This is a genomic window from Delftia sp. PX-1 (assembly GCF_055797465.1).
Window position 1 is genome coordinate 1,425,541 of the sequence record NZ_CP184763.1, and the last position, 15,852, is coordinate 1,441,392.

Here is a 15,852-nt window from a genome sequence, read left to right on the forward strand (position 1 = left end):
TGCTTATGTCCGAGTCTGAAGTCCTGTCGCCTTTATCCGCTCCTGGCGCTGATGTCGTTTCCGACGAAGCCGCCTCCGCTTCCGCCCCCACGCCTGCGCGCAAACGCCCCAAACCCGGGGAGCGGCGCGAGCAGATCCTGCAGGCGCTTGCGGCCATGCTGGAAAAGCCCGGCGCAGAACGCATCACCACGGCAGCGCTGGCCGCTCACCTGGGCGTCAGCGAGGCGGCCCTGTACCGCCACTTCGCCAGCAAGGCACAGATGTTCGAAGGCCTGATCGAGTTCATCGAGCAATCCGTCTTCACGCTGGTGCAGCAGATCGTCGGGCGGGATGTGCCGGAGGAAGAGCGTCCCGCAGTGGATGGCATGCGCCAGGCCAGCCGCGTGATCTCGCTGGTGCTGCAGTTTGGCGAGCGCAACCCCGGCATGGTGCGCGTCATGGTGGGCGATGCCATCGTCTTCGAGCACGAGCGCCTGCAGGCCCGCATGAACCAGTTCTTCGACCGCATCGAATCCACGTTGCGCCAGTGCCTGCGCCCCGCCGCCGGTGCGCTGGGCTCCTCCGCCCCGACGGTCGATGCCCAGGTCGCCGCCAGCGTGCTGACGTCGTTTGCGCTGGGCCGCCTGCAGCGCTACGCACGTTCGGGTTTCCGCCGCCTGCCGACCGAGCATCTGGAAGCCAGCCTGGCCTTGATGGTCTGAACATGGCCCAGCGGACCCCAGGGTCCGCTTTGCAGGAAAGCCACCCGCTTGCGCCGGTGGCTTTTTTTGCGACCAAGGCCTTGCTTCGTCGCGGTGGCTGTGCTCAGCCCACGAGATTGCGCCGTCGCCTGGTCGGTGCTGTCACGCCCAGCGCCGCAACGATGCGCCCCACCTGGCCTTCCGTAATCCCATGCTCGGCAGCCAGTTGCCGGGCTGTCTTGTCCGTGGCGTAGTCTGCGGCGATGCGCTGGTTGCGCAGTGCCTGCAGTGCGCGCGCTGCCCTGGGCAGCTGGAAGTGGGGCAGGCCGCCATACTCACGTGCGAGCTGGAGCAAGGCTGGCACGCCGATGGTGGTCGCATAGGGATGCTCGGCTGTGACCTTGTCCGGTGTGGGAATGTAGATGCGCAGTCCACCCCAGCGCTGCACCAGGGCCATCGTGGTCTGCAGCCCGATCAGGCGCTCGAAGTCCTGCAGCAGGGGCGGGAGCAGATCACTGCAAGTGCCATGGCGCGGGTCAATGGCAGCTGCTGCGGGCGTGGGTATGCCGATGGTGGGGGGCAGGGCAGCAGGCCGAAAGCCCTGGAAGACAGGTGCCGGATGGTGTTCGGAATGCATTTTGGCTGTACGCTCTTGGTTCAAAAGGAAACGGTTCAATTTGAACCATATTCTTGGTCCATAACGAACCACTGTCAAGATTCGCCATGCCTGCAAAACCTGTGACTGATGCGCTTACATCCAACGTTGATGAGGTACTGGCGCGCATGGCTGAAGCCTTGGGATCCGACTGGATGGCCGGCATGGAGGTTCAGCCTGAAACGGTGCGGACATGGCGCAAGCGCGGGGAAGTGCCAGCACGGCAACTGCTGCGGGCCTCGCAGCGAGCGGGCCGGCCGCTGGAGTATTTCAACGGCACGGGTGCAGCGAAGCCTGGGGCCCGGCATGGCGGGGCGGCCGAGGACGAGTTCACGCAGATCGAGATGCTCGATGCGCACGTCAGCGCAGGGCATGGGGCCGTCAACGGCCCCGACGAGGTGATAGGCCGCTTCGCCTTCCGTTCGTCCTGGCTGCAGTCCAAGGGACTGGGCAGGCACAACGCCAAGATCGTGCGTGCCCGTGGAAGATCCATGGCGGACCGCATCAACGATGGCGACATCCTGCTGGTCAACACCTCGGTCGATACGCTGACCCAGGAGGGTGTCTATGTGATCGAGCTGGAGGGTGAGAACTACGTCAAGCTGCTGGAGCGCGACTTCAGCACGGGCGGTGTGCGCATCGTCAGCTACAACCCCGCCTATCCGCCCCAGGTTCTGGAAGGCGAAGCGGCCAACCGGCTGCGCATCTGCGGCCGGGTTCTGTGGCACGGCGGAGAACTCTAGCCCCCGGGCCGCGCCGCCCAGCATCGCTCCAAAGACTTTGCCGCGGGCCTGAGGCCAGCCTGCGCGCTTCCGTCTTCACCCAGCCTTTCTCGTCCTCCTCTTTCGTGCGTCCGTGCCTGCCCGAGCGGCAGGACGTTTGCGCTTGCCTGGCCGTTGGGATGTGCCGGGCCAAGGCACATGTGGCTGGCATCCAGGTCCGCTGCGCCTGAGAAGGCGCGCGCCTGTGGACGCTGAAACCGGGCCTGCATATGCAGGCCTTATTCATTTTTGCCTGCCTCGGCACAGTCACTCCATCGCAACGACGCATCTTTTTCTGCGTCCCCAACGGAGTGACCCATGTACGCCATCGCACAACTGTTCCTGCTCTTTGCCGCTCATCTGCGGCCCATCGTGGCCGAGGCTGCGGCCAGTGTGGTGGCGGCCTTTCCGGTGCTGCGCTCATGAATGCACTGGCCCAGCATCGCAACGCCATCGTGGCCATCCTGGCCTCGGTGCCGCAGATCGGCGTTGTGCAGGACCGCGAACGCCATGCCGCCAGCGATGCCGAACTGGCAGCCCTGTTCACGTACACGCCGCCTGCAGCAGGCACGGCCCATGTCCGCGGCTGGTGGCTGCGCAGAAGCAGCACGGCCGAGCACGGCAGCAGCACGGCCCGCACGGTAAGCGTGCACCAGTGGACGCTGCATGGCTACCTGGCCATTGCCGACGCCCAGGCCAGCGAGTTGTTGCTGGACGACCTGGTCGAGCAGTTCCGCGCCCTGGTGCGAGCCGATCCGACCCTGGGCGGCGCGTGCCAGCCCGGTCCCCTGGCAGGCAGCGACGACAGCACCGATGGCGTGCAGCTCATGCGTGCCGAGCCTGTGGATTTCGCGGGAGTGCGTTGCCACTCCGTTGTCCTGCAACTCAGAACCTGGAGCTACCTGTGACCTGCACACCCCCGAACCGGGCCTAGACCGGATAACCCGCACCTTTCCCGCAACCCCTGTGGCCCGCGGCGCTGGAGAACGGCGCCCAAGGTCGCGAAACATCTCTTCATCTCTTCAAAGGATTTTCCAAATGGCAGCAAAGATCATGCGCAAGATGGCCCTCCTGGCCCTGGTTGAAACCGTTGTCGGCACGGCCGTCGTACCGCTGGCGGCCAATGCCATGCTGGTCAGCGACGTGACCCTCACCCCCATCGAGGGCGACGTGGTTGAGCGCAACAACATCCGTCCCTTCTTCGGCTCCAGCGGCAGCACCCTGGTCACCGAATACCAGAAGGTGGCGTTCTCCGTGGAATTCGCGGGTGTGGCCGCAGCGGGCGAGCGTCCCGGCGTGACCGACCTGTTGCGTGCGTGTGCCGCCAGCGCCAGCACCGAGACTGGCGTGAAGACAGTCTTCTCTCCCGTGACCGACGGCATCCAGAGCGTGACCATCTACGGCAACGTGGACGGCACCCTCTACAAGATGCATGGCGCACGCGGCGAGGTGGAGTTCAGCACCGATGCCAAGGCCATTCCCAAGTGGAAGTTCGAGTTCACGGGCTCCTTCGTCCCCGCCGTGGATGAGGCCCTGCCGGCAGTGGACTACAGCGACTTCGTCGCTCCCCTGGGCGTCAACAAGACCAACACCCAACTGACCCTCGACGGCCTGGCGGTGGCCTGCAGCGCCTTCAGCTTCAAGTGCGGCAACCAGGTGGTCAAGCGCGACCTGATGAACGTGGACACCGTGGAAATCACGGACCGAAAGTCCACGGGCAGCGTCACCTTCGAGAACACCAGCGTGGCCACCAAGGACTGGATCGGCCTGGCGCGCGCCAGCGCCATCGTGCCCGTCACGCTCAAGCATGGCCCCGGCGCCACCAACACCGTCAGTTTCAAGAGCGCGCGCGCCCAGATCGGCAAGCCGACCTACAGCGACAGCGATGGCGTGCAGATGATCACGATCCCCCTGTCGTTCATTCCCTCCGACGCGGGCAACGACGAATGGTCCATCGAGATCTGACGCCTCACCTCCCTGCCTGACAACTACACATCCAAGGATCACCATGGCCGTCAAGATTTCCGGGCTCAAGCCCACCATCTCCGTTCCCGCAACGCTGTACCTGCCCGTCGATGAGGGCAGGTTCGGAGCCCATCACTTTGCCGTCGTGTTCAAGCGCCTGGGCAAGGCGCGGCGTGACGAGATCAATGAACTCATCGTCGTCGGCAAGCCCGCCACGCAGCCCGATGGCTCGCAGGAGGTACGGCGCATGACCATCCCTGAACTGCTCGACGAAGTGGTTGTGGGCTGGGAGGGGATGCTGGGCGACGAAGGAACACCCGTGCCCTACAGCCGCGACGAGCGCCTGGCGGCCGAGGAGGCCTACCCGGGACTGGAGCAGGCCATGGCCGTGGCCTGGTTCGACGGACTCAACGTGCACCAGCGGGATGCCGCCACAAAAAACTCCGTGGCGCTGTCCGGCATCACCTCGGCCTCGACGGCGCAGACCGCTATCTCGTAGACGACGAGCTGCGCACCCAGTGCGCGCAGATGGGGATCGACCCCGACCGGATGGTGCCCGGCGATCTGCAACGGCAGCACCCCGAGGACTACGAACTGTGGCCGGAGCATGCGATGGCCTGGAGCGTGTACCTCGGCTGCTCCACCCAGTGGCGCAGGACGGCCACGCCCTGGGGCCAGTGGCACTGGGACGGGCTGGACTACGCCGGGGCCGAGATCGTGATGCGCCGCTACGCGGTGCCCGCCGCGCAGCGCGGCGAGGTCTTCGCGCAATTGCAGGTACTGGAGGCGCAGGCGCTGCGCCAGCTCAACCGGGGCTGAGGCATAGGGGCCTCGGCTCCGGCCTTTCAAGACAAACACAAGCGGTCAAGCATACCGAACAGAGATCAGCATGAGTACAGCGGTCAAAAGCATAGGCATCGCCCAGACGCCCAGCCTGAGCGAGCTGCGTGCGCAGAATGCCCAGTTCTCCCAGGAGCTCGACAAACTCCACGGCAAGCTGCAGCAGGCGTATGCCGGCATGTCGCAGTTCGCAGGTGCCTCAACGGACACGGCGCTTGTGTCGGCGCGTGCCAGCGTCGATATCGAGAGCCTGTCTACTTCCATGGGCAAGATTGCAGGCCGCGCCAATGCCATGCTGGAAGTGGCGGGTTCGGCGGCCAAGGTGGGAGAGGCGCTCTACACGGCCAGTGCCCAGACAGAGAATCTGCGTACACGGTTGGACCTTGCCACCGGCGGCAAGGGCGCGCAGGAACTGGCCTATGTCACGGCCCTGGCCGATCGGCTGGGCCTGCAGCTCAATGCCACCGGCCAGGCCTACGCCGACTTCGCCACCAAGGCGCGAGGTACGGCGCTGGAGGGCGCGCAGGTGCAGACCATCTTCACGGGGATTGCCTCGGCCAACGCGGCCATGGGCCTTTCCGTGGAGCAGGGCAATGCCTCGTTGGCAGCCGTACTCGACCTGATGGGCAAGGGGACGATAGGCGCGTCGGACTTCAGCGAGAAACTGGGACATATCCCGGAGGCGGCGCTGGTCGGCGCTCAGGCCCTGGGTGTGACACAGGAGCGGTTCTCCCAGATGCTGCAGACCGGCGAGGTCGTGACGCAGGACTTTCTGCCCCGTTTCTCGCAGGCGCTGCAAAGCTCCCTGGGAGAGGGGACGGACAAGGCGGCGGACAGGCTGGATGCCGGCACCCAACGCATGGCCAACGCCTGGGACAAGCTCAAGTCCGCCGTGGGAGATTCCGGCATCAGCCAGATGATCTCCTTTGGCATGAATGCAGCGGCCAACGACATGAACGCCTTTTCGGAGTCCATGTCGCGGGCGCGTGACAACGGGTCGGGCTTCCTGGGCCAGATCAGCAGCGGCCTGGGCAACATAGCCGGGCGCGCGGTGGGCTTGCAATATGTCAGCACGGCCTTCCAGTCGAATGCGGAAAAGGCAGCCTATCTGGCCAAGGAGCTTCCGCGCGCCAGGGCTGAGTTGGAGATGCTGCAGGCCAAGGGGGCAGCCACATCGCGCAATGTATGGGTGCGCACGGCCCATGACGATGCCCAGCGCTTGGTCGAAAAATTGCAGCAGGTGCAGCGCGAATTGATGGCGGCACAGGGTCAGCGCAATGCAGGCGGCGGCCGTGGGTTCATCAATCCGCCGCTGGTGCGACAGCCACAGCCGCAGGAGCAAAGCAAGAAAACCGACGCGCCTGCGCAGAAGAAAGAGCCGCCTGCGGTACCCCGCACCGTCAGCTACGCACCACCGGCCGTGCCAGCCAGAACGCAGCAGGACAATGAGGAGCTCAAGCGCGATCAGGAACTGCAGAAAAGGCAGCAGGAGGTGGCGCAACTCGTCAAGGAACACCAGGCCAAGGCCGAACTGGCTGAAAAGAACCTGGACCTCGCCCGGCAGGAAACGCGCGCGATTGGCCTGACCGGTGAGGCGTTGGGACAACTGCGCCAGGAGCAGGTCGAGAAGACCATCGCGGAGATGGAAGACAACGCGGCCGGGCAAGAGAGTGTCCGCTGCTCCAGGGAGGTCGCCGAGGCCGTTGGCAAAGAGGCCGAGGCCACGCGCGAACTCGCCCGGGTCAAGGGCTACAACGAGTCTGCCAGCAAGGTGGACGAGTACACCAAAAGCGTGAAGGCGGCCAGTGAGGCGGTGCAGTTCGAGCAGTCTCTGGCAGCCATGTCGGAACGCGACCGCAAGATCGCGCTGGAGCAGTACCAGGTCGCGATCGAGCTCAAGAAAAAGCTCGAAGACATCTCGGCCAAGAATCCGGATGATGCGGCTGGCGCCCAGAAACTCAAGGACGACGCCACGGCCGCAGCCAACCAGGCCAAGGCCAATGTTGCCGAACGTGTCCGCATGCAGGAGACCCAGAAATCGGTCGACCAGATGGACGAGATGTTCCGCAAGGGCTTCACGGACATGCTGGCCAACGGCACCGAAGGCTGGCGTACCTTCACCAAGAGCCTGAGTGCGACGTTCAAGGCCTCTGTGGCCGATGAGATGTACAAGGCGTTTGCGCGGCCTTTTCTCGTGCCTGTCTTCGCTCAGCTCAGGGGGTTCGTCGGCAACTTCCTCGGTCAAGGCGGTGCTCCGGGAACAGCGGGCGCTGGTGATGCGCAGGGCACGGGCCTGGGCCTGGGCGGTGGATTGACGGACTGGTCCACCTGGGGCACCTCGGCGCAGAAGTACCTGAATGAATCCGCACTCAAGCTCATGTCCAATGGCTGGAACATGGCCGGTGAAGCACTGCAGGACCTGGGCAAGACCGTGGGCCGGTTCGACACCTGGCTGAAAGACATTCCCGGTTTCCAGGGAGGGATTGGCTCTGCTGCCGGTTACCTGGGAAGCCTGTACAGCCTGTCCCAAGGACAGTACGGAGCCGCTGTGGGTCAGGCGGTGGGAACCTGGATCCTTCCGGGCATCGGCTCGATGATCGGCAGCTTCCTAGGTGGAGCGCTCGACAAGGCCTTCGGCTCCCGCGGCGCCAACCATGGCGGCGCGGCCTACAGCACGGCCGGCATTGGCAATGACAAGGCGGCCGAGCAGCTGTTCGGCCGCGCGGCAGGCGACTGGTACGACGATCTGACACGCCGCCACAGCGATGGCATCGAAAAGCAGCTCAAGACCAGTCTGGACGGACTGGCCCTGGTCTACGGATCCCTGGGCAAGTACGCCACGGGCGGAGTGCGCGACATCGACTTGGTGGGCGGCTTTGCCGCCAACGGAAAGTACACCGACGAGGACGCCTACGGCTACGCCAAGATCATCGACAAGACGACCGGCATGATCCTGGCCGGCTTCGAGAACCGCTCGCTGGGCAACAACCCGGAAGAGGCCTACAAGGCCTTCCTGGGCCAGACCGGTTCCCTGCTGGTGTCCGAACTCAAGAAGGCGGACCTGCCCAGCTGGATGCGCACCACGCTGGACTCGCTGGGCGAAGCACCCAATGTCGAGGCGTTGCAGGCAGCCTTCCAGACCATCGACCTGATCGGCCGCTCCTTCGAGGAACTGGGCAAGAAGATCACGGGCTTTGCCGACCTGACCGACCTGGCCTTCGAGTCCCTGATCAAGGCTTCGGGCGGCATCGAGGCGCTGAATGCCAACGCCGGCAGCTTCTACCAGAACTTCTACAGCGAGGACGAGCGCAAGACCATCGCTAAGCGCGAGATGGGCAGCAAGCTCAAGGACTTGGGCGTGGACATCGACCTGGACGCCGATGACGCCCAGGCCCGGTTCCGCACGCTGGTGGAGGACAAGCTCAAGGCAGCCAACTCCGAGGAGGCGAACGCCAAGGTATTGAAGGACGCCATCTCGAAGGTCCAGGGCACGCAAGGCCTCAAGGACATGGCCAAGACTGGCGCCTTCAAGGACTGGGCCAGCACCACCCTGGGAGAAGGTTCGGGCGATATCGGAAAACTCGCGGCCGATCTCGAGAACCTGGCGAACACCAGCACGTCGCTGGACGACTTCACTGCCGGTATGGACAAGCTGATCGGCAATATCGGCGGCACCGGCAAATCTTCGGCCGAGACCGCTGCCGAGCTGCTCAAGCTCAACGACACGTTCAAGGCCGTTACCAAGACATCCGAGGATGCTGCGGCGGCTTCGGCCAAACAGGCCGAGGAAGCCAAGCGCAAGCAGGAGGAGCAAGCGCAGGAGGCGAAGAAGAAGAACGAGGCCGATACGGATGCGGCGTGGAGCCTGCTGCAGCGTTCCGTCGATGCGGAGCGCTCGGCCATACAGGCACGCATCGATGTCGCGCAGGAGCGCGTGGATACCGAGCGCGCCCTCATGGACACCTTGCGCGGGCATGTCGTCGAACTGCGCGGCCAGATCGAGAGCACCCAGGCCATGGCCTTGGCCAGAGCCAACGAGGTCATTGACCAGGCACTGGCTGCGTACCGGCGCACGGGCTATCTGCCCGAATCGGCTGACATCGGCGAGGCCGTCTCGGCTGCGCGCGGCGGTATTTCCTCGGGCAACTTCCGCTCGCGCCTGGACTATGAGGCCGCGCAGTTGATCCTGGCCAACAAGCTCGAAGTGCTGCATGACGCGGCGGGCGAGCAGCTGTCTGCCGATGAATTGATTCTGGAGCAGGAAAAAAGCCAGGTCGATGCGTTGGACCGGCTGCTCAAGACCGAGAAGGAGGCGCTGGACATAGCGCGTGGCATCGACACGCGGCTGCTGTCGTCCGATCTCGCATGGGCGGAATTCCGCGCGGCACTGCTCAAGGAGAGTGTAGGCCATGGCAGCGCAGGCGATCTGGACGGGGCTGACGGCAAGAGCGAAAGCGGCTTCGGCCCTGGCGGTGGAGATGGTTCAGGCGCTGATCGGGCAAAGCGCATCGCTGAGACCTATCGCAGGTACGAGGGGACTGGGGATGTCGCAGGCTTGGTGCGAGATATCAAGGCGGCTGGCGGGACGGCAAAAGATATCGCGAATCTGGGAGGCTATGCGCTGGGCGACGTGAATGCTGTTCTAGACCAGATGGGAATCCCCCGATTCGCGCGAGGTGGCGATCACGCCGGAGGCGTGCGCATGGTCGGCGAATTGGGGCCTGAGCTGGAATTCACCGGCCCATCGCGCATCTACAGCGCACAGAGAACCCAGCAACTGTTCGCCGGAATGGGGGGCGGTGAAACATCCAGGCAGATCCAGGCATTGCATCAGTTGATCTTTGACATAGGCCGTCAGCAAATTGTGCTGTTGCACAGCATGGAGGGCTTGGCACGCAAGGCCGATGCGTTGGGTATCAAGCGGAGGGTCGCAGCATGAGCACGAATGGCGCATTCACGAAAGGCATGGGCTTTCTGCCTCCCATCGCCGTCACGCTTTCCAATATGACAACAAACGTTGCACCCAGTGAACTGGCGCCCTGGATGGTCAACAAGACGTATGCCCTGGGTGACGAGATCATTGACGTCACAGGACTCATTTGGCGATCCCTGGTCGCAGGCAATACGGGCAATGCTCCAGCAACGTCCGAAGGGAAATGGCAACGGCGCGGTGTGGAAAACCGCTTGCGCATGTTCGATGCAAGTCTGGGTTCCTACACGGAGGCTGACGACCTGATTGAGGTGCAGATCAAGCCAGGTTGCATCGTGACGGATATCGAGCTGCTGGGTATTCAGGCTCACACGGTCCAAGTGCTGATGCGCGATCCCGTCGATGGCGACGTATTCGACAGTGGCGCGCAACTCATGCTCAAGCCGTCGGGCAACTCCCACTGGAACTATTTCTTCGCCCCCATCGCTCGCGAACACAAGTTCTCCCTTACGGGTCTGCCGGCATACACCCAGGCCACCATCACGATTCGCATCAGCAACCGTGGGGCCAAGGCGCGCTGTGCGGAGGCAGTCATCGGTCGTGCCGTGTGGCTGGGCAACACACAGTGGCGACCCTCCATCAGTTTTGACGACTGGAGCCTCAAGAAGCGCGACGACTGGGGGGGCTGGGTAGCCGAGCCCGGCGCATACAGCGATCGCCTGAAGCTGCAGGTACTCGTTCACGGCACGCAGTACGAGCGCGTGCGCAACGAAATCTTGGCGTACCGCGCCAGGCCGGTCGTATGGATAGGTGCGCGAGGCTACAGCGTGCTCACCACGTATGGCTACATCACGGGCTTCGACCAGGTACTGGTGGCCCATGGCTTCTCCGATTGCAACCTAACCATTGAAGGACTGGAAGACGATGAACTTCACGCAACCACCTGATCCACCGGATGAAGGAGTGTCGATACCCAACCGACGAACCGACCCGCAGGATGTATTCGACGTCAAGACTGATGTCTACCTGAATTGGCTTTCCGGCTTCAGAAGCTGGACAGCGGGTCTGGCCGGTTGGCTGAAGACCTTTCTTGCGGAACTAGTCCAGGCACTGCAGACAGTTGAAGCCAATAAGAACGCCGCCCAGGCTGCCGCCGCAGCTTCGGCCACTAGCGCACAGAACGCCGCCTTGGTCGCCGGGGCGCAGCGCTGGGAGCCGGGCAACTATGCCCAGGGCGATGCAGTCTGGTCGCCTATCTCGCTGCTGACCTATCGGCGTGTACAAGTGGGGCTCTCAGCCAGCGCCATTGACCCCGCACAGGACCCTGCCGGCTGGCGGCTGTCAGGCTCTCCCATGTCGATGCCGCAGCAGGATCTGACCTCAGCTGGGCCGCACCAGCTCATCGTCGGCATGCACTATCTGGTCACGCATCCCCTGTGCGTGTGCCTGATGCCTGCAGGCGCCGCGCCTCAGGACCAGTTGCGCGTCACCAACCGCTCCAACGCCCTGACGCCCGTGCTGCGCCGCAACGGCGGCAAGTTCTCCGGCATCGAGGACGACTTGGTGCTGGATTCGCGCTTCGCCGACCGCACCTTTACACAAACCGCAACCCTGGGGTGGATCTGATGCTTTCGTTCAATACCTTGTATGGCCAACCGGCTGCGCTCATGCGCCGGCGCATCTGGAGCGGCGAGGAGCGCAAGCTGCCTGCAGCCAGTGTGCGCGTGGAAAACATGTTCAAGGCGCACCAGGGCTTCCTGCCGAATTTTTCGTTAGGGGTTCCAACTCGAGCAGTGTGGAACGGCCGCGTGTATGCCGTCGCCACTGCCACGACGCTCTACACGACACCGGACCTGCGCACCATCACGTCCAGGTTTGTGACGACCGGGACGATCCAGGGCTTGGCACAGCACAACGGCACCATCGTCGTCAGCTATGTCGATGGACCGCAATACGGCCTGCGCGCGAGCACGAATGATGTGTCGTTCACGGCGCCCGCTGGCGCTCAAGCCGTGGCCGCGATCAGCCGGGCCGGTGGGTTCTTTTTTGGTCAGCAGACGTCGACCGGCCTCTCCTACTGCTACAGGTCCGTCGCAGGGACAGATACCTGGCTGAACACGCCCATGCCTTCGGGAGACCCATGGCATAAATTCCTTTTCAACGGGTCTGCTTATCTGGCATTGTCTGGAGCAGGCCCCTCCTGGATCAACGCTGCAGTGTCAGACTCCGGGGCCTCGTTCATCAGCTCCACCGGGTTCAACGCGCTGCGCAACACGGTATCAGCAGCATCGGCCGCGCTCAATCAGGGCATTGCGGTCGGCACAAAGTTCGTGCTGTTTGGTGCGGTGGGGAAGCGGATGTGGACGGCAACGTCCGAAGATGGGCACAACTTCGACCTGAAGGTCCAACTGCTGCCCCTGCTTGATGGAGAAGATGTCCAGAGCATCACGAGCGCAATCGTGCTGGACGGCGTGATCTATGCGCGGGCCGTGACGCTTGACAACGCCAATGCGAGCCGCTTACGCCTTGTGGCCTCATACGACGCTGGGGCGAACTGGCGCTTGTTCCCCCCAGCATTCGTCCCTCGAACAGGGGTAGTCGATGTGACAACCCCCATCTTTGCCCTGGAGCCTGGTAAGGGCTTGTTTCTCGGGACCCAAGGCATGGGACTGCTATCCGACGTCGACAACGACCGTGAGTTCTACTACGAACAGGGGGCCGCATGAATTACGAATATGACCTGTGGGGTTGGTATGTGGGCATGGCCACGTCGCCCAGCGAGCGCACGACCACGCTGCCGCCTGACAACATGCAGACCCACGACGCACCGGGCCGCCCGCGCAGCAACTTCACGGGCCTGGCCTGGGTCGAACTGCCTTATGAGGCCCCGCCCGAGCCGGTGCCCGAACCCGCGATGCCGGAGATCGTCATCACCGGCATCGCGGCCGACAAGGAGGACTTTGTACATACTCCCGACTTTACCGATGCGACGGTGCCGGTAGGCGCCACGCTGGCCTTCTCTGCCGAGCTGCGGGCAGGCGCGCAGGTGTTGGCCAAGGATGACAGCTTTCGACTGCCCATCCGGTCGCGCGATGGCCGCGAGCGCGTGGTGCTGGCCTCCATGGCCAAGGGCTTCATCCGTTTCTCTGTCCACTTCGAAGACAGTCGGGTCTGGGAAGTGACCGAAGCCATGGTCAATTCCGACCTTCCTCCCGAACGCCACATGCGCTTCAAGGGCATCAAGGTATTTGCCGTGGAGGCATGACTTGCTCTGAGGCGTGACAACCAACCAAGCCGGCACCTGCCGGCTTTTTTGCGCCTGCCCACAAGCTAGGTGTTTTCCCCCGCATGTCTTCGCCGCGACAAGCTTTCCATGCAAAATAGCACGAACGTTCGTTTTAACAAGAATTTCGCATGTCCAGCGTTTCCGCCCCACGCCGCACCGCTCGCTCTCCGACCAACTCCAATGCCGATCCCAAGGCCGGCTCTTCCGTGCACGAAGCGGCTGCGCCCGCGCCGCGCCGCGCGCTGCACAAGGGTCAGCAGACCAAGGCCACCATTGTGGAGGCTGCCCTGAACCTGGCCACGCACATCGGGCTTGAGGGCCTGTCCATAGGCGCTCTGGCCGAGCTGACGGGCATGAGCAAGTCGGGCGTGTTCGCGCATTTTGGCTCGCGCGAGGAGCTGCAGATTTCCGTGGTGCATGAATACCACGACCGTTTCGAGCAGGAAGTGTTCTTCCCGGCGCTTCAGGCACCGCGCGGCGTGGCGCGTCTGCGGGCGCTGTTCGACAACTGGATGAAGCGCACCTCCATCGAGCTGGACTCGGGCTGCATCTATATCAGCGGCGCCGTGGAGTTCGACGACCGCACGGGGCCGGTGCGCGATGCGCTGACGGCTTCGGTCCAGACCTGGCACGCAGCCATGCGCCGCACCATCGTGCAGTGCCGCGAATGCGGCGACCTGCGTGCCGACCTGGACGAGAACCAGCTGCTGTTCGAGATCCACGGCCTGATCCTGGCCCTGCATTACGAGGCGCGCTTCCTGCGCAACGAAGGCTCCATGCAGCGCGCCATCGACGGCTTCGAGAGCATTCTGGCGCGCTACGCCAGCCCGACCTGATTTTTCAGTTTCACCGTTTTCACCGCATCCACTGCAAACCCCGCCAACACAGGAGAAGACAAATGCCCAGCTACAACCCGCCCCTGCGCGACATGCAATTCCTCATGCACGAGGTGTTCAAGGTCACGGATGACTACCGGCAGATGACGGCGCATGCCGAGGTCGATGCCGACACCATCAACGCCGTGCTGGAAGAGGCGGGCAAGTTCGCGGCCAATGTGACGTTTCCGCTGAACATCAGCGGCGATGCCGAGGGCTGCGTGCTGAACAAGGAAACCCACGAGGTCACCACGCCCAAGGGCTTCAAGGAGGCCTACCAGAAGTACGTGGAAGGCGGCTGGCCTTCGCTGTCCTGCGACACGGCCTATGGCGGCCAGGGCCTGCCCTTTGCGGTGAACTCGGCGCTGTACGAGATGCTCAACAGCGCCAACCAGGCCTGGACCATGTACCCCGGGCTGTCGCACGGCGCCTACGAGGCCCTGCATGTGCATGGCACGGAAGAGCAAAAGAAGCTGTACCTGCCCAAGCTGACCAGCGGCGAGTGGACCGGCACCATGTGCCTGACCGAGCCCCATTGCGGCACCGACCTGGGACTGCTGCGCACCAAGGCCGAGCCCGTGGCCGGCGCGCCCGAGGGCACCTACAAAATCACCGGCAACAAGATCTTCATCAGCGCTGGCGAGCACGATTTCACAGAGAACATCGTCCACCTGGTGCTGGCCCGCCTGCCCGATGCGCCCCCGGGCTCCAAGGGCATCAGCCTGTTCGTGGTGCCCAAGTTCGTGGTCAAGGCCGATGGCTCGCTGGGCGAGCGCAACCCCATCTTCTGCGGCGCACTGGAGCACAAGATGGGCATCCATGGCAATGCCACGGCTCAGATCAATATCGACGGCGCCATCGGCACCCTGGTGGGCCAGCCGAACAAGGGCCTGCAGGCCATGTTCGTGATGATGAATGCCGCCCGCCTGGGCGTGGGCAACCAGTCGCTGGGCCTGACCGAGGTGGCCTACCAGAACGCCCTGGCCTATGCCAAGGACCGCCTGCAGATGCGCAGCCTGTCGGGCACCAAGGCCAAGGACAAGCCGGCCGACCCCATCATCGTCCACCCCGACGTGCGCCGCATGCTGCTGACGGCCAAGGCCTATGCCGAAGGCGGCCGCGCGCTGGTGACCTATTGCGCCTTCCTGATCGACAAGGAGTTCAACCACCCCGACGAAAAGGTGCGCAAGGACAGCGCCGAGCTGGTGGCGCTGCTGACGCCCATCGTCAAGGCCTTCATCACCGACAACGGCTGGACGGCCACCACCATGAGCCAGCAGGTCTATGGCGGCCATGGCTTCATCACCGAATGGGGCATGGAGCAGTTCGTGCGCGATGCGCGCATCAACATGATCTATGAAGGCACGAACGGCATCCAGGCGCTGGACCTGCTGGGCCGCAAGGTGCTGGGCAACCAGGGCGCATCGCTCAAGAAGTTCGGCAAGCTGGTGGCGCAACTGGTGGAGGAAGAGGGCGTCAACGAGAAGATGGCCGAGTTCATCAATCCCATCGCCTACCTGGGCGACCAGATGACCAAGTTCACCACCGAGATCGGCTTCAAGGGCATGCAAAACCCCGACGAGGTGGGTGCCGCCTCTGTGGACTACCTGCGTGTGGCGGGCCACCTGGTGTTCGGCTACTTCTTCGCCCGCATGGCCCAGGTGGCGCTGCGTGAAATCGCCAAGGGCAACACCGACCCGTTCTACCAGGCCAAGCTGCAGACCGCGCGTTTCTACTTCGCCAAGCTGTTCCCCGAGACCGCGACGCTGATGCGCACGGCCCGCGCGGGCAGCAAGTCCCTGATGGACACGGACGCAGCGCTGGCCTGAACGGCTTCACTCCAACATGGGAGCACGGGCT

General features: G+C 63.8%; 14 protein-coding genes. 13 read left to right on the forward strand and 1 reads right to left on the reverse strand.

What is annotated here, in order from left to right; all coding sequences use genetic code 11:
• The first annotated feature begins 5 nt into the window (after nt 1–5).
• Nucleotides 6–701 carry a nucleoid occlusion factor SlmA gene (gene slmA, locus ACN20X_RS06585; RefSeq protein WP_012203254.1) on the forward strand — a complete coding sequence of 232 codons (696 nt, stop codon included), beginning with the start codon at nt 6–8 and terminating at the stop codon, nt 699–701.
• Between the two features lie 103 nt (nt 702–804).
• Here slmA and ACN20X_RS06590 read toward each other — a convergent pair whose 3' ends face one another.
• Nucleotides 805–1,317, reverse strand: coding sequence for a Mor transcription activator family protein (locus tag ACN20X_RS06590; RefSeq protein ID WP_016451813.1), 513 nt, complete (start codon nt 1,315–1,317; stop codon nt 805–807).
• A gap of 146 nt (nt 1,318–1,463) precedes the next feature.
• On the opposite strand from ACN20X_RS06590, the gene ACN20X_RS06595 reads away from it, so the two are divergent.
• The 12 genes from ACN20X_RS06595 to ACN20X_RS06650 all read left to right on the forward strand — a co-directional run bounded on the left by ACN20X_RS06595 (nt 1,464) and on the right by ACN20X_RS06650 (nt 15,821).
• The gene (locus ACN20X_RS06595; protein ID WP_016451812.1) at nt 1,464–2,078 is read left to right on the forward strand and encodes a S24 family peptidase; all 615 of its coding nucleotides are present in this window, start codon (nt 1,464–1,466) and stop codon (nt 2,076–2,078) included.
• A 440-nt stretch (nt 2,079–2,518) separates the two neighbouring features.
• On the forward strand, nt 2,519–3,004 hold the full coding sequence (locus tag ACN20X_RS06600) for a hypothetical protein (protein ID WP_016446440.1): 486 nt from the start codon (nt 2,519–2,521) through the stop codon (nt 3,002–3,004).
• A 130-nt stretch (nt 3,005–3,134) separates the two neighbouring features.
• Entirely contained in the window at nt 3,135–4,061 is a 927-nt protein-coding gene (locus ACN20X_RS06605; RefSeq protein ID WP_012203258.1) for a phage tail tube protein, read from the forward strand.
• A 43-nt stretch (nt 4,062–4,104) separates the two neighbouring features.
• Entirely contained in the window at nt 4,105–4,560 is a 456-nt protein-coding gene (locus ACN20X_RS06610; RefSeq protein ID WP_012203259.1) for a hypothetical protein, read from the forward strand.
• A gap of 29 nt (nt 4,561–4,589) precedes the next feature.
• Nucleotides 4,590–4,880, forward strand: a complete 291-nt coding sequence (locus ACN20X_RS06615) for a DUF1799 domain-containing protein (protein WP_012203260.1) — start codon at nt 4,590–4,592, stop codon at nt 4,878–4,880.
• A 70-nt stretch (nt 4,881–4,950) separates the two neighbouring features.
• Entirely contained in the window at nt 4,951–9,840 is a 4,890-nt protein-coding gene (locus ACN20X_RS06620; RefSeq protein ID WP_016451811.1) for a tape measure protein, read from the forward strand.
• Nucleotides 9,837–10,778, forward strand: a complete 942-nt coding sequence (locus ACN20X_RS06625) for a hypothetical protein (RefSeq protein WP_016451810.1) — start codon at nt 9,837–9,839, stop codon at nt 10,776–10,778. The genes ACN20X_RS06620 and ACN20X_RS06625 overlap by 4 nt, the downstream gene beginning before the upstream one ends.
• The gene (locus tag ACN20X_RS06630) at nt 10,756–11,457 is read left to right on the forward strand and encodes a hypothetical protein (protein ID WP_016446436.1); all 702 of its coding nucleotides are present in this window, start codon (nt 10,756–10,758) and stop codon (nt 11,455–11,457) included. The genes ACN20X_RS06625 and ACN20X_RS06630 overlap by 23 nt, the downstream gene beginning before the upstream one ends.
• A complete protein-coding gene (locus tag ACN20X_RS06635) occupies nt 11,457–12,557 on the forward strand; it encodes a hypothetical protein (protein WP_016446435.1) in 1,101 nt (366 codons plus the stop codon). The genes ACN20X_RS06630 and ACN20X_RS06635 overlap by 1 nt, the downstream gene beginning before the upstream one ends.
• The gene (locus tag ACN20X_RS06640; RefSeq protein WP_016446434.1) at nt 12,554–13,096 is read left to right on the forward strand and encodes a hypothetical protein; all 543 of its coding nucleotides are present in this window, start codon (nt 12,554–12,556) and stop codon (nt 13,094–13,096) included. The genes ACN20X_RS06635 and ACN20X_RS06640 overlap by 4 nt, the downstream gene beginning before the upstream one ends.
• 149 nt (nt 13,097–13,245) lie before the next feature.
• Nucleotides 13,246–13,953 (forward strand): TetR/AcrR family transcriptional regulator, encoded by a 708-nt coding sequence (locus ACN20X_RS06645; RefSeq protein ID WP_016446433.1) that lies wholly within the window; start codon nt 13,246–13,248, stop codon nt 13,951–13,953.
• A 62-nt stretch (nt 13,954–14,015) separates the two neighbouring features.
• Complete coding sequence (locus ACN20X_RS06650) at nt 14,016–15,821, forward strand: acyl-CoA dehydrogenase C-terminal domain-containing protein (RefSeq protein WP_017405915.1); 1,806 nt, start codon at nt 14,016–14,018, stop codon at nt 15,819–15,821.
• Nucleotides 15,822–15,852: the final 31 nt, after the last annotated feature.

What these genes read in the sequence shown, in the direction of transcription:
- slmA (WP_012203254.1), top strand. Translation starts at nt 6, where the DNA reads ATGTCCGAGTCTGAAGTCCTGTCGCCTTTATCCGCTCCTGGCGCTGAT.
- ACN20X_RS06645 (WP_016446433.1), top strand. Translation starts at nt 13,246, where the DNA reads ATGTCCAGCGTTTCCGCCCCACGCCGCACCGCTCGCTCTCCGACCAAC.
- ACN20X_RS06605 (WP_012203258.1), top strand. Translation starts at nt 3,135, where the DNA reads ATGGCAGCAAAGATCATGCGCAAGATGGCCCTCCTGGCCCTGGTTGAA.
- ACN20X_RS06625 (WP_016451810.1), top strand. Translation starts at nt 9,837, where the DNA reads ATGAGCACGAATGGCGCATTCACGAAAGGCATGGGCTTTCTGCCTCCC.
- ACN20X_RS06610 (WP_012203259.1), top strand. Translation starts at nt 4,105, where the DNA reads ATGGCCGTCAAGATTTCCGGGCTCAAGCCCACCATCTCCGTTCCCGCA.
- ACN20X_RS06640 (WP_016446434.1), top strand. Translation starts at nt 12,554, where the DNA reads ATGAATTACGAATATGACCTGTGGGGTTGGTATGTGGGCATGGCCACG.
- ACN20X_RS06635 (WP_016446435.1), top strand. Translation starts at nt 11,457, where the DNA reads ATGCTTTCGTTCAATACCTTGTATGGCCAACCGGCTGCGCTCATGCGC.
- ACN20X_RS06590 (WP_016451813.1), bottom strand. Translation starts at nt 1,317, where the DNA reads ATGCATTCCGAACACCATCCGGCACCTGTCTTCCAGGGCTTTCGGCCT.
- ACN20X_RS06630 (WP_016446436.1), top strand. Translation starts at nt 10,756, where the DNA reads ATGAACTTCACGCAACCACCTGATCCACCGGATGAAGGAGTGTCGATA.
- ACN20X_RS06650 (WP_017405915.1), top strand. Translation starts at nt 14,016, where the DNA reads ATGCCCAGCTACAACCCGCCCCTGCGCGACATGCAATTCCTCATGCAC.
- ACN20X_RS06615 (WP_012203260.1), top strand. Translation starts at nt 4,590, where the DNA reads ATGGGGATCGACCCCGACCGGATGGTGCCCGGCGATCTGCAACGGCAG.
- ACN20X_RS06595 (WP_016451812.1), top strand. Translation starts at nt 1,464, where the DNA reads ATGGCTGAAGCCTTGGGATCCGACTGGATGGCCGGCATGGAGGTTCAG.
- ACN20X_RS06620 (WP_016451811.1), top strand. Translation starts at nt 4,951, where the DNA reads ATGAGTACAGCGGTCAAAAGCATAGGCATCGCCCAGACGCCCAGCCTG.
- ACN20X_RS06600 (WP_016446440.1), top strand. Translation starts at nt 2,519, where the DNA reads ATGAATGCACTGGCCCAGCATCGCAACGCCATCGTGGCCATCCTGGCC.